General features: G+C 73.2%; 26 protein-coding genes and 1 pseudogene. 15 read left to right on the plus strand and 12 right to left on the minus strand.

Going from position 1 to position 25424, the window contains the following annotated elements; genetic code table 11:
* Positions 1–26: 26 nt before the first annotated feature.
* A pseudogene (locus AB0I68_RS16195) lies at positions 27–446 on the plus strand (helix-turn-helix domain-containing protein).
* Here the strand turns inward: AB0I68_RS16195 and AB0I68_RS16200 are convergent.
* The 4 genes from AB0I68_RS16200 to AB0I68_RS16215 all read right to left on the minus strand — a co-directional run bounded on the left by AB0I68_RS16200 (position 443) and on the right by AB0I68_RS16215 (position 4935).
* Positions 443–1402: an RluA family pseudouridine synthase gene (locus AB0I68_RS16200; RefSeq protein ID WP_363177929.1), complete on the minus strand. Its 960-nt coding sequence runs from the start codon at positions 1400–1402 to the stop codon at positions 443–445. The pseudogene AB0I68_RS16195 and the gene AB0I68_RS16200 sit on opposite strands and share 4 nt — an antisense overlap.
* Before the next feature lie 21 nt (positions 1403–1423).
* Positions 1424–2977, minus strand: a complete 1554-nt coding sequence (locus tag AB0I68_RS16205; protein ID WP_363177930.1) for a serine hydrolase — start codon at positions 2975–2977, stop codon at positions 1424–1426.
* Between the two features lie 169 nt (positions 2978–3146).
* The gene (locus tag AB0I68_RS16210; RefSeq protein ID WP_363177931.1) at positions 3147–3980 is read right to left on the minus strand and encodes a siderophore-interacting protein; all 834 of its coding nucleotides are present in this window, start codon (positions 3978–3980) and stop codon (positions 3147–3149) included.
* Positions 3981–4029: 49 nt separating this feature from the next.
* On the minus strand, positions 4030–4935 hold the full coding sequence (locus tag AB0I68_RS16215; protein WP_363177975.1) for a 5'-3' exonuclease: 906 nt from the start codon (positions 4933–4935) through the stop codon (positions 4030–4032).
* A 250-nt stretch (positions 4936–5185) separates the two neighbouring features.
* On the opposite strand from AB0I68_RS16215, the gene AB0I68_RS16220 reads away from it, so the two are divergent.
* Complete coding sequence (locus AB0I68_RS16220; protein ID WP_229341211.1) at positions 5186–5797, plus strand: XRE family transcriptional regulator; 612 nt, start codon at positions 5186–5188, stop codon at positions 5795–5797.
* A 5-nt stretch (positions 5798–5802) separates the two neighbouring features.
* A complete protein-coding gene (locus AB0I68_RS16225; RefSeq protein ID WP_363177932.1) occupies positions 5803–6525 on the plus strand; it encodes a helical backbone metal receptor in 723 nt (240 codons plus the stop codon).
* Here AB0I68_RS16225 and AB0I68_RS16230 read toward each other — a convergent pair.
* Positions 6522–7535, minus strand: a complete 1014-nt coding sequence (locus tag AB0I68_RS16230; RefSeq protein ID WP_363177976.1) for a TDT family transporter — start codon at positions 7533–7535, stop codon at positions 6522–6524. The genes AB0I68_RS16225 and AB0I68_RS16230 overlap by 4 nt on opposite strands.
* Before the next feature lie 178 nt (positions 7536–7713).
* Between AB0I68_RS16230 and AB0I68_RS16235 the strand changes: the two genes are divergently transcribed.
* A complete protein-coding gene (locus AB0I68_RS16235; protein WP_363177933.1) occupies positions 7714–8637 on the plus strand; it encodes a LysR family transcriptional regulator in 924 nt (307 codons plus the stop codon).
* A gap of 180 nt (positions 8638–8817) precedes the next feature.
* Here AB0I68_RS16235 and AB0I68_RS16240 read toward each other — a convergent pair whose 3' ends face one another.
* The 5 genes from AB0I68_RS16240 to AB0I68_RS16260 all read right to left on the minus strand — a co-directional run bounded on the left by AB0I68_RS16240 (position 8818) and on the right by AB0I68_RS16260 (position 12503).
* On the minus strand, positions 8818–9132 hold the full coding sequence (locus tag AB0I68_RS16240; protein ID WP_363177934.1) for a DUF1876 domain-containing protein: 315 nt from the start codon (positions 9130–9132) through the stop codon (positions 8818–8820).
* A gap of 11 nt (positions 9133–9143) precedes the next feature.
* Positions 9144–9344 (minus strand): DUF5988 family protein, encoded by a 201-nt coding sequence (locus AB0I68_RS16245; protein WP_363177935.1) that lies wholly within the window; start codon positions 9342–9344, stop codon positions 9144–9146.
* 73 nt (positions 9345–9417) lie between these two features.
* Positions 9418–10122 carry a gamma-glutamyl-gamma-aminobutyrate hydrolase family protein gene (locus AB0I68_RS16250; RefSeq protein ID WP_363177936.1) on the minus strand — a complete coding sequence of 235 codons (705 nt, stop codon included), beginning with the start codon at positions 10120–10122 and terminating at the stop codon, positions 9418–9420.
* A 40-nt stretch (positions 10123–10162) separates the two neighbouring features.
* Positions 10163–11632: an ethanolamine permease gene (gene eat, locus AB0I68_RS16255; RefSeq protein WP_363177938.1), complete on the minus strand. Its 1470-nt coding sequence runs from the start codon at positions 11630–11632 to the stop codon at positions 10163–10165.
* A 124-nt stretch (positions 11633–11756) separates the two neighbouring features.
* A complete protein-coding gene (locus AB0I68_RS16260; RefSeq protein ID WP_363177939.1) occupies positions 11757–12503 on the minus strand; it encodes an FCD domain-containing protein in 747 nt (248 codons plus the stop codon).
* Positions 12504–12580: 77 nt separating this feature from the next.
* Between AB0I68_RS16260 and AB0I68_RS16265 the strand changes: the two genes are divergently transcribed.
* The 4 genes from AB0I68_RS16265 to AB0I68_RS16280 all read left to right on the plus strand — a co-directional run bounded on the left by AB0I68_RS16265 (position 12581) and on the right by AB0I68_RS16280 (position 17606).
* Positions 12581–13945 (plus strand): glutamine synthetase family protein, encoded by a 1365-nt coding sequence (locus AB0I68_RS16265; protein ID WP_363177940.1) that lies wholly within the window; start codon positions 12581–12583, stop codon positions 13943–13945.
* A 70-nt stretch (positions 13946–14015) separates the two neighbouring features.
* Positions 14016–15368 (plus strand): aldehyde dehydrogenase family protein, encoded by a 1353-nt coding sequence (locus tag AB0I68_RS16270; protein ID WP_363177941.1) that lies wholly within the window; start codon positions 14016–14018, stop codon positions 15366–15368.
* Between the two features lie 7 nt (positions 15369–15375).
* Complete coding sequence (locus AB0I68_RS16275; RefSeq protein WP_363177942.1) at positions 15376–16167, plus strand: 3-oxoacyl-ACP reductase; 792 nt, start codon at positions 15376–15378, stop codon at positions 16165–16167.
* Between the two features lie 134 nt (positions 16168–16301).
* Positions 16302–17606 (plus strand): haloacid dehalogenase-like hydrolase, encoded by a 1305-nt coding sequence (locus AB0I68_RS16280; protein WP_363177943.1) that lies wholly within the window; start codon positions 16302–16304, stop codon positions 17604–17606.
* A gap of 60 nt (positions 17607–17666) precedes the next feature.
* On the opposite strand, the gene AB0I68_RS16285 is transcribed toward AB0I68_RS16280, so the two are convergent.
* Positions 17667–18887 (minus strand): amino acid deaminase/aldolase, encoded by a 1221-nt coding sequence (locus tag AB0I68_RS16285; protein ID WP_363177944.1) that lies wholly within the window; start codon positions 18885–18887, stop codon positions 17667–17669.
* A 457-nt stretch (positions 18888–19344) separates the two neighbouring features.
* Between AB0I68_RS16285 and AB0I68_RS16290 the strand changes: the two genes are divergently transcribed.
* Genes AB0I68_RS16290 through AB0I68_RS16300 form a run of 3 tightly spaced genes read left to right on the plus strand, consistent with a single transcriptional unit; the run spans position 19345 to position 22045 of the window.
* On the plus strand, positions 19345–20121 hold the full coding sequence (locus tag AB0I68_RS16290) for a hypothetical protein (protein WP_363177945.1): 777 nt from the start codon (positions 19345–19347) through the stop codon (positions 20119–20121).
* Complete coding sequence (gene mycP, locus AB0I68_RS16295) at positions 20118–21302, plus strand: type VII secretion-associated serine protease mycosin (protein ID WP_363177946.1); 1185 nt, start codon at positions 20118–20120, stop codon at positions 21300–21302. The genes AB0I68_RS16290 and mycP overlap by 4 nt, the downstream gene beginning before the upstream one ends.
* Positions 21303–21304: 2 nt before the next feature.
* Positions 21305–22045 (plus strand): SseB family protein, encoded by a 741-nt coding sequence (locus AB0I68_RS16300; RefSeq protein ID WP_363177947.1) that lies wholly within the window; start codon positions 21305–21307, stop codon positions 22043–22045.
* 74 nt (positions 22046–22119) lie between these two features.
* Here the strand turns inward: AB0I68_RS16300 and AB0I68_RS16305 are convergent, their stop codons facing one another.
* Positions 22120–22497, minus strand: a complete 378-nt coding sequence (locus AB0I68_RS16305) for a DUF1844 domain-containing protein (RefSeq protein ID WP_356869669.1) — start codon at positions 22495–22497, stop codon at positions 22120–22122.
* A 388-nt stretch (positions 22498–22885) separates the two neighbouring features.
* Here AB0I68_RS16305 and infC point away from each other — a divergent pair, with 388 nt between their 5' ends.
* The 4 genes from infC (at position 22886) to AB0I68_RS16325 (ending at position 25393) form a co-directional block, all read left to right on the plus strand.
* Entirely contained in the window at positions 22886–23593 is a 708-nt protein-coding gene (gene infC / locus AB0I68_RS16310; protein WP_078613184.1) for a translation initiation factor IF-3, read from the plus strand.
* Positions 23594–23697: 104 nt separating this feature from the next.
* Positions 23698–23892, plus strand: coding sequence for a 50S ribosomal protein L35 (gene rpmI / locus AB0I68_RS16315; protein ID WP_030294400.1), 195 nt, complete (start codon positions 23698–23700; stop codon positions 23890–23892).
* Positions 23893–23993: 101 nt separating this feature from the next.
* Positions 23994–24386 carry a 50S ribosomal protein L20 gene (gene rplT / locus AB0I68_RS16320; RefSeq protein ID WP_352214554.1) on the plus strand — a complete coding sequence of 131 codons (393 nt, stop codon included), beginning with the start codon at positions 23994–23996 and terminating at the stop codon, positions 24384–24386.
* Positions 24387–24526: 140 nt separating this feature from the next.
* Positions 24527–25393 carry an RNA methyltransferase gene (locus tag AB0I68_RS16325; RefSeq protein WP_363177948.1) on the plus strand — a complete coding sequence of 289 codons (867 nt, stop codon included), beginning with the start codon at positions 24527–24529 and terminating at the stop codon, positions 25391–25393.
* The last annotated feature ends 31 nt before the right edge of the window (positions 25394–25424 follow it).

Here is a 25424-nt window from a genome sequence, read left to right on the forward strand (position 1 = left end):
GTGGTGTCCTGTGCGACGATCGCCCCATGACCGGGGGAACGGCCGAAGGGCCGAGACGGGTCGGCCGGCCGCGCGCCGATCAGCTGCGGCCGGCGGGCGGCCGGCCGCCGCGCGAGGAACTCCTGTGCGCGGCGGCCGAGCTGTTCACCGTCCGGGGGTACGCGGCCACCACCACGCGGACGGTGGCCGAGCGGGCCGGAATGCGCCAGGCCACGATGTGCCACTAGTTCCGCGGCAAGGAGGAACTCCTCGCCGAACTCCTGGAGTCCACGGTCGCGTCCTCGCTGGTGCTCTCCCGCCGGCTGCTCGCCGACGCCGGGAGGCCCGCGGCGCAGCGGCTGTGGGAGCTGTGCCGTTCGGACGTGATGCTGCTGTGCGGGCCGGTGGCGGCCTTCGCGGAGGCCACCGCCGACGCGGCACTGCGGGTCGCGGGGGCCGCGCCCTAGGTTCCGGCTTCCCAGCCCGCGAGGTCCTCCCAGGCCCGCAGGGACAGAGCGCTCTCGAAGCGGCGCGGGGTTCCGGTCACCGGGTCGGTGAACGACACGGTGCGGGCCAGGAGCTGGAGCGGTCGCCGGTAGTCGTCCGGGGCCGGGTCGGTGACCTGCGGGTACACCGGGTCGCCGAGGATCGGCAGGCCCAGGCTGTTCATGTGCACCCGCAGCTGGTGGGTGCGGCCGGTGTGCGGGGTCAGCCGGTAGCGGCCCAGTTCCCCCTTGGTGCCGAGGAGTTCGACCAGGCTCTCGGCATTCGGCTCGGCGCCCGGGATCTCGGCCGCGGCGATGACCCCGCGGGTCTTCTCGATGTGGCTGCGGACCGTGCGGGGGAGGCCCACCGCCGGGTCGTGGCGGGAGAGGGCCTCGTACTCCTTGTGGACCTGCCGCTCCTGGAACAGCAGCTGGTACGCGCCGCGGTCCTCGGGACGGACGCTGAACATCACCAGTCCGGCGGTCAGCCGGTCCAGCCGGTGCGCCGGGCTCAGCTCGGGCAGGTCGAGCTCGGTGCGGAGCCGGGCCAGCGCGGTCTGCGTGATATGGCTGCCGCGCGGGGTGGTCGCCAGGAAGTGCGGCTTGTCCACGACCAGGAGGTGCGCGTCCCGGTGGACGACGCGGATCGGGAAGGGCACGGCCGGCTCCGGCTCCAGGTCCCGGTGGAACCAGACGTAGGCGCCGGGCTCGTACGGGTCCTCGGGACGCAGGACCCGCCCGCCGGGGCCGAACACCCGCCCGGTGCGCAGCAGGTGCGCGATGAACACGGCGCCGCGGGTGCCGGCGTAGCGCGCGGCGAGGTAGCCGCCGAGGTCGGGCCACCGCCCGTCGGGGTCGGCGGGCAGCCGCAGCCGGACCGGGTCGATGCCGGCGACCTGGGGGAGGGGCGAGGGGGGTGGCTGGGCTCTGCGTCTCATCGGGTCCAGGCTATGCGGCGGCTACTGCCTGGTGAACGTGCCCAGGTGGTTGCCGTCCAGGTACTCGATGCGGACCGTGCCGTCCTTGAAGATCACCCCGGTGCGGCCGGCCGCGTTCTCGCCGGCGGTCACGTAGCTGAAGGTGTCGCCGTCGTAGTGGGTGAGCGGGAAACGCATCGGCTTCGGGCCGAGGGAGAGGGTGAGTCCGCCGGTGCCGGTGCCGGTGCCGGTGCCGTTCGCCGTCACGGTCAGCTTGCCGTAGTACGGGTTGTCGTAGGTCCCGCTGTAGGCGCTGTCGGCGCGGGCCGGCGTCGCGTTCGCGGGCGGATGGGCGTAGTCGGTGGTGGAGCGGTCCGTGTCGTCCAGCCGGGCGTAGGCCGCGGCGAAGAAGGCCAGCCAGTCGGTGGTGGGCTTGCCGTGCTCGGCGGTGTCGAAGAAGTCGAGCGCGATGGCGTCGGCTACGCCGACCGGGGCGCCGTTGGTGAGGACGATGATGCCGAGCTGCTCCAGCGGGAGCATGGTGACGTTGGTGTTGGCGCCGAGGCCGAAGGCGCCGGAGTGGCTGAGGCGGAGCCGGCCCGCGTCGTCGTACGAGACGTTCCAGCCGAGCCCGTAGAAGCCGGTGTGGTTCAGGGGCGGGGTCGGCGGCTGCGCCAGGATCTGGGGCAGGTGCGTGACGGCGAGGGTGTCGGCGGGGATGATCCGCTTCCCGTCGAGGGTGCCGCCGGCCAGCTGGAGCCGCAGCCAGCGGGCCATGTCCGTGGCGGTGGAACTGACCCCGCCGGCCGGGGCCTGGGCGTCCGGGTCGCGCACGTAGCGGGGCGACCAGGTGGTGTCGGGGTTCTTGACGTGGGTGGCGGCGTGGTCGGGGGCGTTCGCGAAGGCGGAGAACTCGGTGCTGGTGTGCGTCATGCCGGCGGGCTTGAAGAGGGTGTCCTCGGCGAGCTTCTGCCAGCTCGTACCGTGCTGACGGGCGATGGCCTCGGCGGCCGCGGTGAAGCCGAAGTTGGTGTAGGCGTAGCTCACGCGGAAGGGGGCGAGGGGCTCCAGGCGGAGGTGGTCGAGGATGTACGACTGGTCGTAGCCGAGGTCTTCGAGGAGGTCGCCGGCGTGGTCGGGGAGGCCGCTGCGGTGGGAGAAGAGGTCGGCGGTGGTGACGTGGCCGGTGACCCAGGGGTCCTTGAGGGCGAACCCGGGGAGATCGGCGCGCTGGTCCCAGTCGGCGGGGTTCTTGAGGGTGCCGGCCACGACGGTGGACGAGATCGGCTTGGAGAGGGACGCGATCTGGAAGACCGTGTCGGGGCCGACCTTGCCGGTCTCGCCGGTGCGGCGGACACCGAAGCCCTTGAGGTAGACGACCTTGTCGCGGTGGACGACGGCGACGGAGATCCCGGGGACGCCGGTGCTGCGCATGCTGTCGGTGACGAACCCGGTGAGACGTGCCAGCGCGGTGTCCACTTCCGCTTCCGTGATCTGGGGCTTCGGCGCGGGGGGCGGGCTGGGGGCGGCGGTCGCGGCCGTCGCGGCGAACACGACGGCGGCTCCGGCCACGCTGAGTATGCGGAGCGTACGCATGCGCACATTGTCCCGCCGAACGGGTGACCCCGCCCTTTCACCGCCTCCCGGGGATTCGCCCCGGCCCCGGGTGCTCGGTCGTGTTCCGGCGCGGCGCGGCGCGTGCGCGGGGCCGGGACATCGCGTGCCGGGCGGGGGCCGGTGTGCGCCGGCGGGCTCCCGGGCGGGGTCAGGCCGCGGATTCCTGTTCGGCCAGGACGCTGGCGTTCCAGCCGCGCTTGATGGCCCGCCAGCCCTCGTCCGTCTCGCCGAGGCGCCAGTAGCCGGAGATCGACAGGCGTTCCTTCGGGATTCCCCGCTCCAGGCGGAGGTGGCGGCGAAGGTCCTTCACGAAGCCCGCCTCGCCGTGGACGAAGGCGTGGACATCGCGTGAGGGGAACTCGAGGGCCCGGACCGCCTGGACCAGTGTCTCGCCGACCGGGCGGGCGCCGCGGTGGAGCCAGACCGGGACGATGCCGTCGGGGGTGGCGATCTTCTGTTCGTCGTCCGGGCCCTCGACCTCCACGAACGCGCGCACCCGTGCGCCCGCCGGCATCCTCTCCATCGCGGCCGCGATCGCCGGCAGCGCGGACTCGTCGCCGACCAGCAGGTGCCAGTCGGCCGTCGGGTCCGGCGCGTAGGCGCCGCCCGGGCCGAGGAAGCGGACGAGTTCGCCCGGCCGGACGCGGGCCGCCCAAGGACCGGCCAGCCCCTCGTCACCGTGGACGACGAAGTCGAGCGTCAGCTCCAGGTGCGCCGGGTCCCACGAACGGATCGTGTACGCCCGCTGGCGCGGCCACGCCTCTCGCGCGTACTCCGCGCGGATCCGGTCCAGGTCCCACGGCGAGGGGTAGGTGACGCCCTCGGGGGCGAACAGGACCTTGATGTAGTGGTCGGTGAACTCGCCCGCACTGAATCGGACCAGTCCGGCACCACCCAGCACCACGCGCACCATGTGCGGCGTCAGCCGCTCTGTGCGCACGACGACTGCGGTGCCGACTTTGCGGGCGCGTCCTTCTGCCACGGCGTATCCCCTTGCTCCCCTGAAACTTAGGATTACCTAAGTTAGCACCTCAGCGGTGCAGCGCGCTGCCCAGGCGCGAAACCGCTCCCCCGAGGCCCCACCGGTGCGCCAGCGCATCGACGAGTTCCGGCTGCGCGGGCACCGTCGGCAGAGCCGGATCGAATGCGGGAAGAGGGACGTCCGAGGCCACCTGGACCACCTTCGGAGCCACTGCCAGATAGGGCCGGGATTCGTCCAGCCGCTTGCGCTGGGTGGGCGTCAGCTTCGACTTCGGGTCGTCGATCGCCGCGATGATCCCGGCCAGCGTGCCGTACGCGTCCAGCAGCTTCGCCGCCGTCTTCTCGCCGATCCCCGGGACCCCCGGCAGGCCGTCGCTCGGGTCCCCGCGCAGCAGCGCCAGGTCCGCGTACCCCGGGCCGTCCACCCCGTACTTCTCGCGCAGCCACGCCTCGTCCGTCACCTGTAGCGTGCCGACCCCCTTGAGCGGGTACAGCACGCGCCGCTGCCGGGCGTCGTCCACCAGCTGGTAAAGGTCCCTGTCGCCGGTGACGATGTCCACCGGGCCGGTGGCGCGCGCCGTGAGCGTGCCGATCACGTCGTCGGCCTCGTACCCGGCGACCCCCACCCGGGCGATCCCGAACGCGTCCAGCGCCGTCTCGATGATCGGCACCTGCGGGGCCAGGGTGTCCGGGGTCTCCTCCACGTCCGGTCCGGACTCGGTCTCCTGCGCGACCCGGTGGGCCTTGTAGGACGGGATCAGCTCCACCCGCCAGTGCGGACGCCAGTCGGCGTCCATGCACGCCACCAGATCGTCGGGGCGGTGGTCCTGGACCAGCCGTCCGATGAAGTCGAGCAGCCCCCGCACCGCGTTGACCGGCGTGCCGTCCGGGGCCTTCACGGAGTCCGGCACGCCGAAGTACGCGCGGTAGTAGAGGGAGGCGGTGTCCAGCAGCATCAGGCGTCGAGTCGTCGTCACGGTGACGATGATGCCGCACGCCGCCGACGGCGAACGGTTACCGCCGAGGGCACGGAAAGTGGCCGCAAGAGTGATCGGACATGGCACGGGAGTTTCACCCGGGGCGTACCTGGTCGGCTCTTGCACGCGAAACCGGGGGCGGTTGCTGCGTAAGGTGCTTACAGCACACTCTCGTGCGACGGACGCCGACGTACGCCGACAGACCTGACAAGGGGAGGGCAGCCCCGCCATGGACGACAGGGACGGCTCGGACGACAAGGAACGGGACAAGGACGCCAAGGAACCGCTCCGGGTGGGCGTGGCCGTGCGCAAGCGGCGCAGGGCACTTCATCTCACCCTCGCCGCCGTATCGGCGCGCAGCGGTCTGTCGGTGCCCTTCCTGAGCCAGATAGAGAACGAGCGGGCCCGGCCCAGCATGCGGTCCCTCGAGCGGGTCGCGGACGCGCTGGAGACCACGGCCGTCGAGCTGTTGGCCGCGTCCGACACCGCGCGCACGGTCGACCTCGTACGGGCCGGCGACGACTCCGGGCTCACGCCGGTCCCGGGCGTGCGTCCCCTCGTACGCGGACACCACCAGCTGCACGCACTGGAGTTCACCGGGGACCAGGACGCCGGCCGTGAGTACCAGCACCGCAACGACGAGTTGATGTACGTGGTCTCGGGGGCCTGCCAGGTGGAGGCCGAGGGGCGGGCGTACCGGCTGGAGAGCGGCGACGCACTGTTCCTGTCCGGTGGCGTACGGCACCGCTGGCGGGCCGTCTCCGAGGACACCCGGCTCCTGGTCGTGGCGGTCGGGGAGCACATCCACGCGACCTCCGAGCCGCCCTCGCCCGGGCGCTGAGCCGGATGCGCGTCGTCTCGCTGGTGCCCTCGCTGACCGAGGCGGTGGCGGTGAGCGCCCCCGGGCTGCTCGTCGGGGTGACCGACTGGTGCACCCATCCCGCGGACCTCGGGGAGCGGGGCGCGGTGCGCATCGGGGGCACGAAGAACCCGGACGTCGAGCGGATCACGGCGCTGCGCCCGGACCTGGTGATCGCCAACGAGGAGGAGAACCGGGCCCCGGACCTGGCAGCGCTGCGGGCGGCCGGGGTGGAGGTGCTGGTCACCGAGATACGCGACCTGCCGCAGGCGCTGACCGAGCTGGACTGGGTGCTGGTGGGGGCCTTGGGGCTGGCGAGGCCGCAGTGGCTGGACGACGCCGAGGCCGCATGGGCGCGGGTGCATCCGTGCGGCCCCCTCCGGGCCTTCGTACCGGTGTGGCGGAGGCCCTGGATGGTGCTCGGCCGCGACACCTTCGCGGGCGATCTGCTGGCCCGCCTCGGCGTGCACAACCTCTACGCCGGCCATGCCGAGCGGTATCCGCGGGTGCCGGTGGAGGAGCTGGCCGCCGCCGAGTGCGATCTGGTGGTGCTCCCCGACGAGCCGTACCGCTTCACGCGCGGGGACGGCCCGGAAGCCTTCCCGGGCCGTCCGTCCGCCCTGGTCAGCGGCCGCCACCTCACCTGGTACGGACCCTCGCTGGCCGAGGCTCCGGCGGTGCTGGCGGCGGCGCTGGGGGCGGCCCGCTAGCGGGGGAGCAGGGTGCCCGTGAACAGGCCGCGCAGGGTGTGGGCGGCGGCCAGCAGCCATGCGGTCAGCAGGGCCAGGAAGAGGGCGGCCGCGAGCCAGGCGAACGCGGTCAGGCCGGTGTGGCGGGCCAGGCCGGCGGCGCCGGTGACGCACGTGCCGACGGGGAAGGTCAGCGCCCACCAGGTCATGGCGAAGCCCATGCCGTTACGGGCCGCCCGGACCAGCATCGCGGCCGCGAGGGCCAGCCACAGCAGGGCGAACCCCATCACGGGCACTCCGTAGACGACCGCGAAGGCGCCGAGTGCACCGGCATAGGGGGCGCCGATCGCCTGCGGGGCCATGTCGGCGAGCTGGTTGACCGCGGTGGTGGACTGGCCGAGGGGGCCCAGGACCAGGAACAGCGCGGGGGTCAGCAGCAGGGGCAGCGGGCCGCTCGTGATCAGCCGGCCGAAGACCAGGGGCAGCATCAGCAGCGTGGCCAGGAGGCTGATGCCGAACATGGCGTAGCAGGCCAGGAGCAGCGCCTCGCGGGGCTGGCCGGCGGGCAGGTGGGGTATCAGCAGGGGGCCCAGGGCGGCGGAGACCATGGGGGCGACCAGGGGCAGCAGCCACACGGGGGTGGCCTGCGCGGCCTCGACCTTGTGGCGGACCACCATCAGGTACGGCACCACCACCGCCATGAGCAGGCCGATCGCGGTGCCGGCGGTGAAGAGCACGGCGTCGACGGCGACCGCGGCGGGCTCTGCGACGAGGTCCTTGCCCACGATGAGGGTGCCGCCGCCGACGGCCAGCAGGGCCATCGCGAGGCATCCGTAGAACGGGGCGACGGCGGGGTCGAGGAGGTGGGCGCGGGCCTGGTCGCGGTGGTGGAGCCAGTGGCCGGCGCGGGCGGTGAGCAGGAGGGCGAGGGCCGCGGCGGACAGCGCCCAGACGATCTGGCAGGCCACGCGCTGGCCGGGCACCTGGTACGGGAGGGTCGCGCCGGCGTTGGCGACGATCGCCGTGCCCATGACGGACGCGTACCAGTTGGGGCCGAGGTGACGGAGCGCCGGGAAGGCCTTGTGGGCCTGGGGGTTCCGGGATGTGTGTTCGTGGGGTCGCACGAGGGTGGTGGCCATGGACCCAGCGTCGTGCCGGGGGCCGGCGGACGGCAGGGGCCATCTCTCTATAAGGCCATAAACTGACTTTATGGGTAACGAGGAGTGGGTTCCGCTGGCACACCGGGTACCGGACCTGGGAGCGCTGGAGCTGCTGCTCGCGGTCGCGCGGATCGGCAGCCTGAGCGGCGCGGCCAAGCGCATGGGCATCACCCAGCCCGCCGCGAGCAGCCGGATCCGCGCGATGGAGACACGGCTGGGCGTGGCGCTGGTGGACCGTTCGCCGCGGGGGTCGACCCTGACGGCGGAGGGGGCGCTGGTCACGGACTGGGCGCGGCGGGTGGTGGAGGCGGCGGAGGCGTTCGACGCGGGCGCGCAGGCGCTGCGCGGGCGGCGGGACTCGAGGCTGCGGGTGGCCGCCAGTATGACCATCGCGGAGTACCTGCTGCCGGGGTGGCTCATCGCGCTCCGCGGGCAGCGGCCGGGGACCGCGGTGTCGCTGCACGCGGGGAACTCGGCGGTGGTCGCGGAACGGGTGCTCGCGCACGAGGCGGACCTGGGCTTCGTGGAAGGCCTGAGCGTGCCGGAGGGGCTGGACTCGGCGGTGATCGCGCAGGACCGGCTGGTGGTGGCGGTGGCGCCGGGGCATGCGTGGGCGCGGCGGTCGCGCGGGGTGCAGGCGGCGGAGCTGGCGGCGACGCCGCTGATCCTGCGGGAGTGGGGGTCGGGGACGCGGCAGGTGCTGGACGCTGCGCTGGCCGGGTGCGGGGGGCTGGCGGCGCCGTTGCTGGAACTGGCGTCGACGACGGCGGTGAAGGCGGCGGCGGTGAGCGGGGCGGGGCCCTGCGTGCTGTCGGAGCTGGCGCTGGGGGAGGAGCTGGCGGCGCGGCGGCTGGTCGAGGTCCCGGTGTCGGGGGCGGCGCTGGGGCGGGCGCTGCGGGCGGTGTGGCCCGTGGGGGCCAGGCCGGCGGGGCCGGCCCGCGACCTGCTGTCGCTGACCCGCGCCCGCGCCTGACGCCGCGCGCCGCGTGCCCGGGCGCCGGTCGGCCCGGCTCTGCGCCGGGGTGGCCGGCCGGTTTGTGACGCCGCGCGGCGGCGTGCCCGGGGCGCCGCGTGGGGCGGCCCCGGCTGCTCCCGAGCCGCCGGGGCGTCGGGCCGGGCCCGGCCGGCCTGGCTTCGGGCCGGGCCGGAGGGGTCAGCGGCCGAGATCGGGGCGGGGCTCGGCGTCCTGGGGCCAGCCGTAGCCGGTGCGCGGCGTTTCCGGGACCGCGCCCATCGAGGCCAGGTCCCGGTCGGCGGCGCGCGACAGCTGGCCGGCGAGGTCGCGCATGGCCCGGCTCGTCGCGAGCTCGTCCCCGATGGCGGGGACCTCCACGTCCTCGGGGTTGCAGCGGGCCGTGCCGCGCCCGACCAGCTGCCCCGCGCCGGTGTCGAGCACGGCCCGTGCCCTGGTGGTGCCGCCCTCCTCGGTCAGCGAGACGCCGACCTTCCATTCCGCCTTGTGTGTCATGGCGCGCCTCGTCATTCGGCGATCTCGGTCCGTTCCCACCACTCGAACACCGGCAGCCGCCCCTGTGGGCTGTCCTGCTGCCGCGTCGTGGCCCGGAAGTGCTCGTACCCGCCGCGGTGCGCGATCTTCACGTCCTCGCCGGGAGCGGGAGCCTCGACGACCCGCTCGGGCAGGTCGGCCGGTCCGCCCTCCAGGACTGCCTTGTTCGTCATACCTCCCAGTCTTCCGACCTGCCGGACACCCCGCATGTCGGCGCCGGTGCCCAAGGGGTCCCCGGCGCCGCCGTCAGACGCGTGCGGCCGAGGTGAGGGACGCCGCTTCGATCAGGGACGCCATGACGCGGGTGTCCTTGTCGCGCTCCGGGTGCCACTGGACACCGAGGACCCAGTGCGCGGCGTCGGGGAGTTCGATGGCCTCCACCGTGCCGTCGACCGCGTGGGCCGAGGCGATCAGGCCGCGGCCCAGGCGGTCGACGGCCTGGTGGTGGTAGGTCGGGACCTCCGCCTCCTCCGGGACCAGCGCCGCGTACCGGGTCTGCGGGACCGGGCGGACCGGGTGCCAGGACATGACACCGGGGGCCACCGCATGGCCGTCGATGTGCTGGATCAGCGTGCCGCCCAGGGCCACGTTCAGCGCCTGCATGCCCCGGCAGATGCCCAGCACCGGCATGCCCGCCGCCAAGGCCGCCCCGATCAGGGCGAGTTCCCACTCGTCCCGCTTCGTCGCCGGGGCGCCGGTACGCGGGTGGCGTTCGGCCCCGTAGCGGACCGGGTCCACATCGGGGCCGCCCGCGACGACCAGGCCGTCCAGCCGGCTCAGCACCTCCGCCGCCGATCCGGGTTCGTCCGGCGGGAGCAGCACGGCCGTGCCGCCCGCCGCCTGGACGAGTTCGTAGTACCCGGTGGGCACGAGGGACGTCGGGACGTCCCACACCCCGTAGCGGGTGGATTCCTCCACGTAGGTCGTGATGCCGATGAGCGGCCTGGGCACAGTTGCCACCTCCAGGAGCAAAGGGGATGAAGAAGGACGGTCAGTCTCGGGTCAGTTCCGCCTCGGCCTCCGCCAGCGCCGCGAACTCCTCCTCCGGCGCGGAGGCCACCAGGTGGTGCCGACTGTAGAGCGCGAAGTAGGCGAGGGCGACGGCGTACACACCCAGGGCGATGAACGCCGCGTCCTTGTCCACCAGGAAGGTGGCGACCAGCGCCGACAGGGCGAGGACGAAGGCCACCGAGGAGGTGGCGATGCCGCCGGGCGTGCGGTAGGGGCGCTCCAGGCCCGGCTCCCGCTTGCGGAGCACGATGTGGGAGAGGGCCATCAGCGCGTACGAGATGGTCGCGCCGAACACCGCGATGTTGAGCATGCGCGGGCCGTTCCCGGTGGCCGCGGCGAGCGCGAAGCCGATCGCGCCGGGGATGAGCAGGCCGAGGTACGGGGCCTTGCGCTTCGAGGTGAGAGAGAGGAAGCGCGGGAGGTAGCCCGCCCGGGACAGCGCGAACAGCTGGCGCGAGCCGGCGTAGATGAGGGAGAAGAACGAGGCCACGAGCCCGGCCAGGCCGGCGTAGTTGACGAAGGTCTTCAGCCAGGACAGGCCCGGCTTGCCGTCGAGGGCGACGACCAGCGGGTTCCCGGCGTCCTTGATCGCGTCGGCGCCGCGCGCACCGGTCGAGGCCAGGAAGGTGACCAGCGCGAGCAGGACGAGGATGCCCATGGAGATCGACAGGGCCCGCGGCATGGAGCGCACCGGGTCCTTGGCCTCCTCGGCGGCCAGCGGTACGCCCTCGACGCCGAGGAAGAACCACATGCCGAACGGGAACGCGGCCCAGATGCCGAGGACGCCCAGCGGCAGCCATGAGTTCGCGCCGAAGGCGGTGGTGTCGACGGCGATGTCGTCGAGGTTCGAGGGATCGAACTCGGTGAAGGCGCCCAGCGCGAAGACGATCAGCGCGAGCACGGCGACGGCGGTGACGACGAGGGAGAAGCGCAGCGCCTCGCCGACGCCCCACAGGTGGATGCCGATGAAGATCGCGAAACAGGCGAGGTAGACCGGCCAGCCCGAAGTGAGGCCGAAGAGGTTCAGGGATTCGACGTAGTCGCCGATGAAGATGGCGATCGCGGCCGGGGCCAGGATGTACTCGATGAGGATCGCGGTGCCGGTGAGGAAGCCGCCCCAGGTGCCGAGAGCCCGGCGGGCGAAGCCGTAGCCGCCGCCGGCCGTCGGCAGGATCGCGGACAGTTCCGCGAGGGAGAAGACGAGGCAGGCGTACATCGTGCCCATCAGGGCGGTGGCGACGGCGAGACCGCCGAAGCCGCCCTGGGCGAGGCCGACGTTCCAGCCGGAGAAGTCACCGGAGACGACGTACGCGACGCCGAGGCCGGTCAGCAGCAGCCAGCCGGCGCTGCCGCGGTGGAGCGTACGGCGTTCCAGATAGCCGTCGCCGTCCTCGGGAGACGTGGTGGGCTCGGGTACGGCTGCGAGCCGTACCTCGGTGTCGTCGGCCATGTGCGCTCCTGCCTAGGGCAATGGTTGTGGGGCGTACCTTTGCCGGAGTGGAGTGGAGAGCGCAAGACCCCTGCGTTAAACAGGGGTTACGAAAAGCTCTCGGGCCGCCCCCCGCCATCCGGTCCTAGGCCAGAAACCCCCGCAGCAGCGCCGCCGTTCCGCAGCAGTGCTCGCGCATCACCTCGCGCGCCGCGTCCGCGTTCCGCTCCAGCACCGCCTCCACGAGCGCGGAGTGCTGCTGCTGCGAGTGCTCCAGGTTGCGCACCAGCAGCGGGATGCAGTCCAGCAGGTCGTTCACCGTGGCCCGGACGGCGGCGTACTGGGCCGTGAGAGTGGCGGATCCGGCGAGCTCGCACAGGGTGAGGTGGAAGAGGGTGTCCTGGCGGCGGTAATCGGGCAGGGGTGCGTCATGGGTGGCCGTCAGCGCGGCCTGCAGCCGTTCGGCGCCCTCCTCGGTCAGCCCGTGGGAGGCGCACAGCCCGGCCGCGCCCACCTCCAGGACCTCGCGGAACCGCAGCGCGTCCTCGATGTCCACGCCCACCACGCGTCGGCGCAGCTCGTCCTCGGTGCCGCCGGCCGGGGTGTCGGGGCGGGGGAGCACGAACGTTCCGCCGTACCGCCCTCGCCGGGCCTCCACCAGGCCCTGGTCCTGGAGCACCTTCAGCACCTCGCGCAGGGTGACCCGGCTGATCCCCATCCGCTCCGCCAGCTCCCGCTCGGGCGGGAGCCGTTCGCCGCCCGGCACCAGACCCAGCCGGACCACCTGGAGGATCTGTTCCAGCGCCTCCTCGAAACCGTTGCCCGCCCGCACCTGTCGCAGCACCGGATTCAGCCGCGCGATCGCGCCGCCTTCGCTCGCCGTGTCGGTCATCTCGGCTCCTCCTCTTCCCAAGCAATGGTTCTGTTCAATACCTTAGGCCTTCTCGGCTCACCGAAGGAGAGATTCCAGTGGTAGACCGCAAGCCGCCGCTCACGCCCGAGGAGCTCCGCGTCCTCGTAGCCAGCGGTGAGATCGACACCGTGGTCCTGGCCTTCCCCGACATGCAGGGACGACTCCAGGGCAAGCGGTTCGCCGCACCGTTCTTCCTCGACGAGGTCCTCGCGCACGGCACCGAGGGCTGCAACTACCTCCTCGCCGTCGACACGGACATGAACACCGTCGACGGTTACGAGATGTCCTCCTGGGACCGGGGCTACGGCGACTTCGCCATGCACCCCGACCTCGCGACCCTGCGCCGGATCCCCTGGAACCCGGGCAGCGCCTTCCTCCTCGCCGACCTCGCCTGGAACGACGGCTCGCCCGTGGTCGCCGCACCCCGGCAGATCCTGCGCCGCCAGCTCGAGCGCCTCGCCGGGCACGGGTACACGGCCATGGTCGGCACCGAGCTGGAGTTCATGGTCTTCCAGGACACCTACGAGCAGGCCTGGAACGCGGGCTACCGCGGCCTGACCCCCGCCAACCAGTACAACATCGACTACTCCGTCCTCGGGACCGGCCGCATCGAGCCCCTGCTGCGCCGGATCCGCAACGAGATGCAGGCCGCGGGCCTGACCGTGGAATCGGCGAAGGGCGAGTGCAACCTCGGCCAGCACGAGATCGCCTTCCGCTACGACGAGGCGCTGACCACCTGCGACCAGCACGCCGTCTACAAGACCGGGGCGAAGGAGATCGCCTCCCAGGAAGGCGTCTCGCTCACCTTCATGGCCAAGTTCGACGAGCGCGAGGGCAACTCCTGCCATATCCACCTCTCGCTGGGCGACGCCGACGGGCACAACGCGATGGCCGGTGACGGCCCGGGCGGAATGTCGCCGGTGATGCGGCACTTCCTGGCCGGCCAGCTGGCCGCGCTGCGCGACTTCTCCCTTCTCTACGCCCCGAACATCAATTCATACAAGCGTTTCCGGCCGGGATCCTTCGCGCCGACCGCCGTCGCCTGGGGCGTGGACAACCGGACCTGTGCGCTCCGAGTCGTCGGCCACGGCCGCTCCATGCGCTTCGAGAACCGCCTCCCCGGCGGCGACGTCAACCCGTACCTCGCCGTCGCCGGCCTGGTCGCGGCCGGGCTCTACGGCGTCGAGAACCGCCTCGAACTGCCGGAGGCCTGCGCGGGCAACGCGTACACCGCCGACTTCGCGCACGTCCCCACCACCCTGCGCGAGGCCGCGGAGCTCTGGGAGAACAGTGAGATCGCCAAGGCCGCCTTCGGCCCCGAGGTGGTCGCCCACTACCGCAACATGGCCCGCGTCGAACTGGACGCGTACGACTCCGCGGTCACCGACTGGGAGCTGCGCCGCTCCTTCGAACGCCTGTAGCCACGACCGGAAACCCTTGAACCGCACACCTGAGAGGCATCACGTGTCCGATGCGCTGGCCCCAGCCAATTTGACAGTGCTGAATCCGGCCACCGAGGAAATCGTCGCCATCGTCCCGGCCGCCACACGGGACGATGTCGACACCGCCGTCGCGCGGGCCGCCGCGGCCCAGCGCGGCTGGGCGGCAGCCGCCCCCGCCGACCGGGCCCGGCTGCTGCGCCGCTTCGCCGCGGTGGTCGACGGTCACATCGAGGAACTGGCCCAGCTGGAGGTCCGCGAGGCCGGACACACCATCGGCAACGCCCGCTGGGAAGCGGGCAACGTCCGCGACCTCCTCGAATTCGCCGCCGGGGGAGTGGAACGGCTCTCCGGCCGCCAGATCCCCGTCGCCGGCGGCATCGACGTCACCTTCCTCGAACCCCTCGGCGTCATCGGCGTGATCGCCCCGTGGAACTTCCCCATGCCGATCGCCGCCTGGGGCCTGGCCCCGGCCTTGGCCGCGGGCAACGCCGTCCTCCTCAAGCCCGCCGAGACCACCCCGCTCACCGCGCTGCGCCTCGCCGAACTCGCCCTCGAAGCCGGGATCCCCGAGCACCTCTTCCAGGTGCTCCCCGGCCACGGGACCGTCGCCGGAGACGCGCTGGTCGAGCACCCGGGCGTCGCGAAGATCGTCTTCACGGGATCCACCCCGGTCGGCAAGCAGATCATGGCCAAGTGCGCCGACCGGGTGAAGCGGGTCACCCTCGAACTCGGCGGCAAGAGCCCCAACATCGTCTTCGCCGACGCGGACCTGGAGGCCGCGGCGGCCGCCGCCCCCATGGCCTTCCTCGACAACACCGGCCAGGACTGCTGCGCCCGCACCCGCATCCTCGTCCAGCGCTCCGCCTACGACCGCTTCCTGGAGCTGCTGGCCCCGGGGATCGAGGGCGTTCTCGTCGGCGACCCCGCCGACGAGAAGACCCAGATGGGGCCACTGATCTCCCGCGTGCAACTGGACCGCGTACGGTCGTACGTCACCGACGACCTCACCGCGATCCGCGGCACCGCCCCCGAGGGCCCCGGCTTCTGGTACCCGCCGACCCTCGTCACGGACGTCGCCCCCACGGCGCCCGTGGCGGCCGAAGAGGTCTTCGGGCCGGTCGCCGTCGTCCTCCCCTTCGAAGACGAGGAGGACGCCGTACGTCTGGCCAACGCCACCGAGTACGGCCTCTCGGGCTCCCTCTGGACCCGTGACATCGGACGCGCGCTGCGCGTCTCGCGCGCCGTCGCCGCCGGCAACCTGTCCGTCAACTCCCACAGCAGCGTCCGCTACTGGACCCCCTTCGGCGGCTACAAGCAGTCCGGGCTCGGCCGCGAGCTCGGCCCCGACGCCCTCACCGCATTCACCGAGACCAAGAACGTCTTCATCAGCACGGAGGCCTGAGCGCATCATGACCACTTCTGACACCGAGATCGTCTGCCGCCGCCTGGTCGGCCGCACCGCCGTCATCACCGGAGCCGGCAGCGGCATCGGCCTCGCCACCGCCCGCCGCCTGGCCTCCGAAGGTGCCAACGTGGTCTGCGCCGACATCGACGAGGCGGCCGGCAAGGCCGCCGCCGAGGAGGTCGGCGGCACCTTCGTCAAGGTCGACGTCACCAGCCCCGAGGAGGTCGAAGCCCTCTTCAAGACCGCCTTCGACACCTACGGCTCCGTCGACATCGCCTTCAACAACGCGGGCATCTCGCCGCCGGACGACGACTCGATCCTCACCACCGGCCTGGAGGCCTGGAAGCGCGTCCAGGACGTCAACCTCACCTCCGTGTACCTGTGCTGCAAGGCCGCCCTGCCGTACATGCAGCGCCAGGGCCGCGGCTCGATCATCAACACCGCCTCGTTCGTGGCCATCATGGGCGCCGCCACCTCACAGATCTCCTACACCGCCTCCAAGGGCGGCGTGCTCGCCATGTCCCGCGAACTCGGCGTCCAGTTCGCCCGCGAGGGCATCCGCGTCAACGCCCTGTGCCCGGGACCGGTGAACACTCCGCTGCTGCAGGAGCTGTTCGCCAAGGACCCGGAGCGGGCGGCCCGCCGCCTCGTGCACATTCCGCTGGGCCGGTTCGCCGAGCCCACCGAGATCGCGGCCGCCGTCGCCTTCCTCGCCAGCGACGACTCCTCCTTCATCAACGCCACCGACTTCCTGGTCGACGGCGGCATCTCCGGCGCGTACGTCACCCCCCTGTAGGCCGCTGCCGACGGGCGGGCGCCCCGAGCGTTCACCCGTACTCCATCCCCCCGACAGCCGGGCGTCGCACGACGCCCGGCTGTCGTGTTCTACCGTCCAAACGATCTTCGTAGGAAACAGGAGCGTCCACCTCAGTGACCCGACTCGACACCGTACGACGGCTCCAGGCCGTCGGCGCCGCCGTCGCGATGGCCGCCGGCGCCCTCGTGGCCGCCGCGCCCGCCGCCCAGGCGGCCCGTCCCGGCGCCCGCTGCACCACCCCCCGGCTCGCGGCCGGCTGGTACGGGGACAACCAGGCGCGGCTCCAGCAGCTGATCGACCAGTACGGCGCGTGCAACGCGTACCGGCCCGCCCGCACCAAGCCCGTCGCCGTCTTCGACTGGGACAACACCGTCGTCAAGAACGACGTCGGCGACGCCACCATGTACTGGCTCCTGCGGAACGGCAAGATCCGCCAGCCCGCCGCCGGGGACTGGACCACCACCAGCCGCTACCTCGCCCCGGCCGCCGCCAAGGCCCTCGCCGACGCCTGCGGCCCCCTCGCCGGCCCCGGCGCCCCGCTGCCCACCGGCACCCCCGAGGGCGCGGGCTGCGCCGACGAACTCGCCGCCGTCTACGGCACCGCCGCGACTCGCTCGGGCGCCGCCGCCTTCACCGGCTGGGACCACCGCACCATCGAGCCCGTGTACGCCTGGCTGCCCCAGCTGACGCAGGGGTGGACCGCGCGCGAGATCCGCGGCTTCGCGGCCGCCGCGCAGGCCGAGAACCTGGCCGCGCCCATCGGCGCCGAGCAGCAGGTCGGCACCGGCACCGCCACCGGCTGGGTCCGCTACTACGACCAGCAGAAGGACCTCATCGGCGGTCTGCAGAAGGCCGGCTTCGACGTCTGGATCAGCTCGGCCTCGCCGCAGCCGGTCGTCGAGGTGTGGGCCAAGGGCGTCGGCGTCGACGCGGACCACGTCATCGGCATCCGCAACACGACCACGTCCGGCGGGAAGTTCACCGCGCACCTGCAGGGCTGCGGATCGGTGCAGGACGGCGCCGACACGATGATCACGTACATCGACGGCAAGCGCTGCTGGATCAACAAGGAGATCTTCGGCGTCCGCGGCGCGGCCGCCGAGAAGGTCCAGCCGGCCGCCCGCCGCCAGGTGTTCGCCGCGGGCGACTCCGACACCGACATCTCGTTCCTGCGGGACGCGACCGCGCTGCGGCTGGTCGTGAACCGGAACAAGAACGAGCTGATGTGCCGCGCGTACGACAACAGCGACGGCAAGTGGATCGTGAACCCGATGTTCATCGAGCCGAAGAAGCAGAAGAGCACGCCGTACCCGTGCTCGACCACGGGCTACGTCGAGCACGACGGCACGGCGGGACCCGTCCGCCGGGGTGACACGAGCGTCGTCCCGGACCAGACGGACTCGGTCTTCGGCTCCTAGGGGTGTCCGGCGGATCACGGCCGGGCCCGGGCTATCCGGCCCTGATCCGCCGGACACCCCCTAGAGGAACGTGCGGCCCTCGCCCCGGTACGTCGGGACGGTGGCCGTCACCCGGTCGCCCTCGACGAGGTGCAGCGCGTCGAACCGCTCGCACAGCTCCCCGGCCTTCGCGTGCCGGAACCAGACCAGGTCGCCGATCAGCAGATCGTCGGCCGGGCTGCCGAGCAGCGGGGTCTGCACCTCGCCGGCCCCCTCCTGGGGGTCGTAGCGCAGGCCCTGCGGCAGGTACGGCTCGGGAAGCCGGTCCGCACCGGCCGCGCCGGAGGCGGGATATCCGCCGCCGAGCACGGTGACCACGCCCACGCCGGGCCTGCGGACCACCGGCAGGGCGAAGAGCGCCGCCGGGCGGCCGCGGAAGGACGTGTAGTTGTCGAACAGCCGCGGTACGTACAGCCCCGAGCCGGCGGCGATCTCCGTGACGGCGTCCTCGGCGGCGGTCTGCTGGACGCTGCCGGTGCCGCCGCCGTTGACGAACTCCAGGTCCGGGACGACCGCGCGGACGGCCCGTACGGCTTCGGCGCGACGGGCCGCGAGCTCCTTGCGGGCGGCGGCCTGCATGAGCCGGATGGCGCGGGAGCGGAGCGGGCGCCCCGCGAGGGCGTCGCCGACGCCGGCGACATGGCCCTCGTACCCCATGAGCCCCACCACCCGGAACCCGGGCCGGGCGGTGACCGCGCGGGCGAGCTCGGCGAGCTGCGCCGGCTCGCGCAGCGGCGAACGCCGGGCGCCGACGCGGACCTTGCCGCCGAACAGGTGGAGCGCGGTGTCGAGTTCGAGGCAGACGCGGATCTCGTGCGTGCCGTCGGCGTCGGCGTCGGCGCCCCGGGACCGGTCGATCAGCTCCAGCTGTGCGGGATCGTCGACCATGACGGTGACGGCGGCGGCCAGCTTGGGGTCGCCCGCGAGCTCGCCGAACCCGGCGCGGTCGGCGGACGGATAGGCCAGCAGCACGTCCTCGAACCCCGACCGGGCCAGCCAGATCGACTCGGCGAGGGTGTACGACATGATCCCGGCGAACCCGGGCCGGGCGAGGACCCGTTCGAGGAGCGCACGGCAGCGGACGGACTTGCTGGCGACGCGGATCGGCTTGCCGCCGGCCCGGCGGACGAGGTCGTCGGCGTTGGCGTCGAACGCGGCGAGATCGACGACGGCCAGGGGCGCGTCGAGATGCGCGGTGGCCCGGTCGTACCGGGCCCTGTCCCCACCGGCGGGTAGATTCATGGGCGGCAGCCTGCCAGATGGCCGTACCGGTGGGTAGGGGTCTGCGGAGCCCTCCCTGCGCCCCGCTTCCGGGTACGTGCGCCCCGGCTCCCCGCCGGCCGGGAGCCGGGACGCACGTACCCGGCCGGCCGGGGCCGGTCGCCGCCGCGCGGGGTCTTCTCCCCGCCCCGCCCTTCCCCCGTTCCCCGGGCTCCGCCCGTGACCCCGCGCCTCGAACGCCGGTGGGGGGGGGCAAAGACCCCGGGCTCCGCCCCTGACCCGCGCCTCGGGCGCCGGCGGGCCCGGGCCGGAGCGCCCGGGGTCGTGCCGTCCCGTGCGGGTGGGGCGCCGTTGCGGGGGCTCCGCCCGTGACCCCGCGCCTCGAACGCCGGCGGGGCCGGGCTGGCCCGGGGGGTGGGGTGGGGGCCGCGTAGAGTACGGGGAGGCAGCCGTACGGAACGGGGGGCGGAGCCGCCGGATGACCACGTCGACACCGCAGACCGCGGTCCCGGCCGAGGCCGCGCCCGAATCCGTACCGGCCCCCCGCGGGTCCACTCGGGCCGTCGCCGCCGCGCTGTGCGCCCTGCTCGGAGTCGGTCTGGTCGGCGGAGGCGGCATCAGCGGCTGGGCCGAACAGCGCGCCGCCCACCGCCCCTTGACCGCCGACGCCGCGTACCGCAAGGCCGGCTCGCTCTGGCGGTCCACCCCCGTGGACACCCTGTTCCCGCCCGTCCTGGACGGAGCCGACGCCGGGCCCGGCGGCGCCGACCGCACCTGGACCCGGGTCGCGCTCGCCCCCGACGCCGACTGCGGGCCCTCGCTCGCCCCCGACTGGCAGGCGGCCCTCGCCGCCACCGGCTGCACCCGGGTCCTGCGCGCCACCTACACCGACGCCACCCGCAGCTCCCTCGTCACCGTCGGCATGGTCTTCACCCCCGCCGACGCCCCCGGCATGTCGGCCCTGCGGGGACACCTCCCCGCCCCGCCCGGCTACGGCTTCGCCGACAGCAAGCGCGCAGCGTGGACCGCGTCCGTGCTGTCCGAGGCCCCCGTCGTCGTCTACACCGTCTCCGCCTTCACCGACGGCCGCACGCTCGACGCCCCCCGCCCCGCGGAGGACGTGATGCGCAAGGACGCCACCGGAGCCGTCGCCCAGGCGGGCCTCGGCCACGAGGCCAAGGGCGTCGCCGACCGGGTGCAGCGAGCCGTACGCACCCTCGCCGCGCCGCCCGCCCCGCCGGGCACCGCCCGATGAGCCGGTCCGGGGCCGGCGCGGCCCTCGTACTCGGCACCCTCCTCGTCGCCGCGACCGCGCCCCCGGCGGCCGCCGACGCCATCCGCGACCGCCAGTGGGGCCTGACGGCCCTGCGCGCCGAGGAGGCCTGGGGCATCACCCAGGGCAACGGGGTCACCGTCGCCGTCCTCGACACCGGGGTCGACACCACCCACCCCGACCTGGCCGGCCAAGTCCTCGACGGCGCCGACCTGATCGGCATGGGCGCCGGCCGCGGCGACCGTGCCTGGGCCCGGCACGGCACCGCCATGGCCGGGATCATCGCCGGGCACGGCCACGGCCCCGACCGTCGCGAGGGCGTGCTCGGCATCGCCCCGCAGGCGAAGATCCTCCCCGTCCGCGTGATCCTCGAAGAGGGCGACCCCGGCCGGGCCGAGGCCCGCGAGAACAAGGGCGGCGCCCTCGCCGAGGGCATCCGCTGGGCCGCCGACCACGGCGCGAACGTGATCAACCTTTCCCTCGGCGACGACAGCGACTCCGCCCACCACGAGGCCGCCGAGGACGAGGCCGTCCAGTACGCCCTCGCCAAGGGCGTGGTCGTCGTGGCCTCGGCGGGCAACGGGGGCCGGCAGGGCGACCATGCCTCCTACCCGGCCGCCTACCCCGGGGTCATCGCCGTCACCGCCGTCGACCGGGACGACAGGAAGGCCGCCTTCTCCACCCGCAACTGGTACGCCACCGTCAGCGCTCCCGGCGTCGACGTCGTGATCGCCGACCCTGACCGCTCCTACTACGAGGGCTGGGGCACCAGCGCGGCCTCGGCCTTCGTCTCGGGCGCCGTGGCCCTCGTCAAGGCCGCGCACCCGGACCTGTCCCCGGCCCAGATCAAGAAACTGCTGGAGGACACCGCCTCCGACGCCCCGCCCGGCGGCCGCGACGACTCCCGCGGCCACGGACTGGTGGACCCCGTCGCCGCCCTCCAGGTCGCCGACACGGTGCGCGCCGAGCCGCAGCTCCCCGCACCCGTCGCGGCCGGGCACCCGTACTTCGGCCCCGGCCCCGAACCGGTCCGCACGGCCGGGCGCGGAGCCCGCTTCGGTGCCCCGGCGGCCGCGGCCGCCGGGCTGGCGCTGCTCGCGCTGGCCGCCGTACTGGCCCGGCGCCCGCGAGGCGCACGGCGGGATCGGGATAGGGTCGGGTAACTGTGGCGAACAAAAGCATTCCCGACCCAGGCTTCTCCGACGACGACGGCTCGGCCGACCCCCGGCTGAGCGCGGCCCTGGCCGCCTGGTCCGCCGACCGGGCGAAGGAGCCGGAGGTGCTGGCCGCCCTCAAGGGCGCCCGCCTGCTGGTCCCGGTCGTCGCCGTCCTCGGCGAGGTCGAGACCGACCCGGAGACCGGCCTCAAGCGCGAGAAGACCAGTGACATGGCCGTCCCGACCCTGCGGGCGGGAGACCGGCGGGCGCTGCCCGCGTTCACCTCGATCGCCTCGCTGGCGCTCTGGGACCCGGCGGCCCGGCCGGTGGCCGTCCCGCTGCACCAGGCGCTGGCGGCCGCCGCGCACGAGAAGGCCGACACCGTGGTCCTGGACCTGGCCGGCCCCGTCACCTACCAGCTGACCGGCCCCGCGCTGCTCGCGCTGGCCGAGGGCCGCACCGACGCCGGCCCGCTGGCCGACCCGGCGGTGCGGGAGGCCGTACGGGCCGCCGTATCCGCCGAGCAGGCGGTGCTCCGCGCCCATCTGGGACCGGGCGGGGCGGACTCGGACGGCACCCTGGCGATCGTCCTGGCGGCCGGTGGGCAGGACCACGCCGCGGCCCGCCGGGTCGCCGAGGCCCTGGCCGCCGACGAGACCCTGCGGGCCCGCCTGGTGCGCGGGCTGGACCTGGCCCTGCTCCCGCTGGAGGCCCCGGCCCCGCCCGGCGAGCCGCTCTTCATCCGCTGAGGGACATGTGACGACACGAGGGAGGGCCGGGGCGATGCCCCGGCCCTCCCTCTGTTCACCCTGCGTCGGCCGGCTCAGCCGAAGACCGGACCCGTGAACTTCTCGCCCGGCCCCTGGCCCGGCTCGTCCGGCACGATCGAGGCCTCGCGGAAGGCGAGCTGGAGCGACTTCAGGCCGTCGCGCAGCGGAGCCGCGTGGAAGGAGCTGATCTCGGTGGCGCTCGCCGTGACCAGGCCGGCCAGGGCCGTGATCAGCTTGCGGGCCTCGTCGAGGTCCTTGTGCTCGGAGTCCGGCTTGTCCAGGCCCAGGTTGACCGCCGCGGCGCTCAGCAGGTGCACGGCCACCGTGGTGATCACCTCGACGGCGGGCACGTCCGCGATGTCGCGGGTCATGGCGTCGTAGTCGGGGGCCTGGTCGGCCTCGGTGGCGGGGGTGGGGGTCGCGTCAGTCATGCCTCACACGATAAGCCGGGTCGCGCGGGCCGCCGACCGGGCCCCGGGCGGACACCCGGCGGACACCGGGCGGGGGCCGCCGGGTGAGCGGACCCGGCGCGGAATGCTATATTGGGCTGACGACCGGCCGGAGACGTATGTCCCCGGCCCACAAGTGGAGGCTCCGCTCTCCCACCCGACCACCCTCCGGGGCGGCGGGTCACCGGTCAGGCGGCATCCATCGTTCCGTACGGACGATGGAAAGCTGCCCGAGTCTGCGCCCCGCGATCGCATGCGGCGGTGCTCCGGTTGTATTGGAGCCCCTGCCTGTGCCCGGCGGGGCATTTTTATTGTTCCGCCGCGGTTGGTCTGACGACATAAGACGTCAGCGGCTGTCTGCCAGGCAGCCGTGTGGTGCTACCGAGGAGGATCCATCAGCACCGAGCCCCGCATCAACGATCGGATTCGTGTCCCTGAGGTGCGACTCGTCGGTCCCAGCGGCGAACAGGTGGGCATCGTCCCGCTTGCGAAGGCGCTTGAGCTCGCGCAGGAGTACGACCTGGACCTGGTCGAGGTCGCGGCGTCTGCACGCCCGCCGGTCTGCAAGCTCATGGACTACGGCAAGTTCAAGTACGAGTCGGCCATGAAGGCCCGTGAGGCGCGCAAGAACCAGGCGCACACGGTCATCAAGGAAATGAAGCTCCGGCCGAAGATCGACCCGCACGACTATGACACCAAGAAGGGTCACGTCGTTCGGTTCCTCAAGCAGGGCGACAAGGTCAAGATCACGATCATGTTCCGTGGTCGCGAGCAGTCCCGGCCGGAACTCGGCTACCGACTGCTGCAGCGTCTCGCTTCGGACGTCGAGGACCTCGGGTTCATCGAGTCGAACCCGAAGCAGGACGGCCGCAACATGATCATGGTCCTCGGTCCGCACAAGAAGAAGACCGAGGCGATGGCCGAAGCCCGCGAGGCGCAGGCCGCCCGCAAGGCCGAGCGCCAGGGTGTCGCCGCCGACGAGGCTCCTTCCGAGGAAGCCCCCGTCGAGGAAGGCACCGAGGTCGCCTCTGCCGAGGTCACCGAGGACGCCTCTCCCGAGGCACCGGCCGAGGCCTGATTCCGAGGCAGCCTGTCTCGGATCACCGACACAACATGACGCTCCCGGGCGCCGGTCCTTAGCCGGACCGGCGGGGGCGCCACCGACGAGGAGATAACGGCGCTATGCCGAAGAACAAGACGCACAGCGGTACCAAGAAGCGCTTCAAGATCACCGGCTCCGGCAAGGTGCTCCGTGAGCGCGCCGGTAAGCGCCACCTGCTCGAGCACAAGTCGTCCCGTCTGACCCGCCGCCTCACCGGCACCGCGGAGATGGCCCCCGGCGACGCCGCGAAGATCAAGAAGCTTCTCGGCAAGTGACGTTCTCCGCTCCCCTTGCGGGGAGCGGACGTCAAGACCGGGACCCCATCGAATTCGGGCCGTGTGAAGACACCCACGGCCCCGCTACAAGGAGTTAAAAAGTGGCACGCGTCAAGCGGGCAGTAAACGCCCACAAGAAGCGCCGGGCGATCCTCGAGGCGGCCTCCGGCTACCGCGGTCAGCGTTCGCGCCTGTACCGCAAGGCCAAGGAGCAGGTCACCCACTCGCTGGTCTACAACTTCAACGACCGCAAGAAGCGCAAGGGCGACTTCCGTCAGCTGTGGATCCAGCGCATCAACGCCGCTGCCCGCCAGAACGGCATGACGTACAACCGCCTCATCCAGGGTCTGAAGGCCGCCAACGTCGAGGTGGACCGCAAGATCCTCGCGGAGCTGGCCGTCAACGACGCCAACGCTTTCGCCGCGCTCGTCGAGGTTGCGCAGAAGGCGCTTCCGGCCGACGTGAACGCCCCGAAGGCCCCCGCTGCCGCCTAAGCAGTAAGCACCACGCTTCGCGCAGCAAGCCCTTCACAGGCTTCAGCCCGGACCCGCAGGCCCTGTGCCTGCGGGTCCGGTGCGTTGTAGCCGATCCACCTGTTTCGACCCGCAGTACGTACGGAAGCGAGCCGACCGCCATGGGTACCCCCGCCCCCGCCGAGCTGATCTCCCCCCGATCCCCGCGGGTGGCCGCCGCCAGGCGACTGGCACGGCGCAACTTCCGCACCAAGGAGCGCCGGTTCATCGCCGAGGGCCCGCAGGCCGTCCGCGAGGCCGTCGAGCACCGGGGCGCCGGGGGCGCGTCGACCCTGATCGAGCTGTTCGCGACCGTCGAGGCCGCCGAGCGCCACGCCGGGATCATCGATGCGGCGCTGGCCGCCGGCGCCCGCGTCCACTACGCCTGCGACGAGGTGCTCGCCGAGGTCTCGCAGACCGTCACCCCGCAGGGACTCGTCGGCGTCTGCCACTTCCTCGACTCGCCCTTCGAGGAGATCCTGCGGGCCGAGCCCAAGCTGGTCGCCGTCCTCGCCCACGTCCGCGACCCCGGGAACGCCGGCACGGTGCTGCGCTGCGCGGACGCCGCCGGAGCGGACGCGGTCGTGCTGACCGACGCCTCCGTGGACCTCTACAACCCGAAGTCCGTACGGGCCTCCGTGGGATCCCTCTTCCACCTCCCGGTGGCGGTCGGCGTCCCCGTGGAGCAGGCCGTTGCGGGGCTCCGGGCGGCCGGCGTGCGGATCCTCGCCGCCGACGGGGCCGGCGAGGACGACCTGGACGCCGAGCTCGACGCGGGCACGATGGGCGGCCCCTCGGCCTGGGTCTTCGGCAACGAGGCGTGGGGTCTGCCGGAGGAGACCCGGGCGCTCGCGGACGCCGTCGTACGGGTCCCGATCCACGGCAAGGCCGAGAGCCTGAACCTCGCCACGGCCGCCGCCGTGTGCCTCTACGCGTCCGCGCGTGCACAGCGGGCTCCCGGAGGGTGCCGCTCCGTGACCCCCAGCTAGTAATGTGGCGGCCCGGGGTGCCCACTGCGCT

The organism is Streptomyces sp. NPDC050448 (assembly GCF_040655295.1).
In the GTDB taxonomy this organism is placed as follows: domain Bacteria; phylum Actinomycetota; class Actinomycetes; order Streptomycetales; family Streptomycetaceae; genus Streptomyces.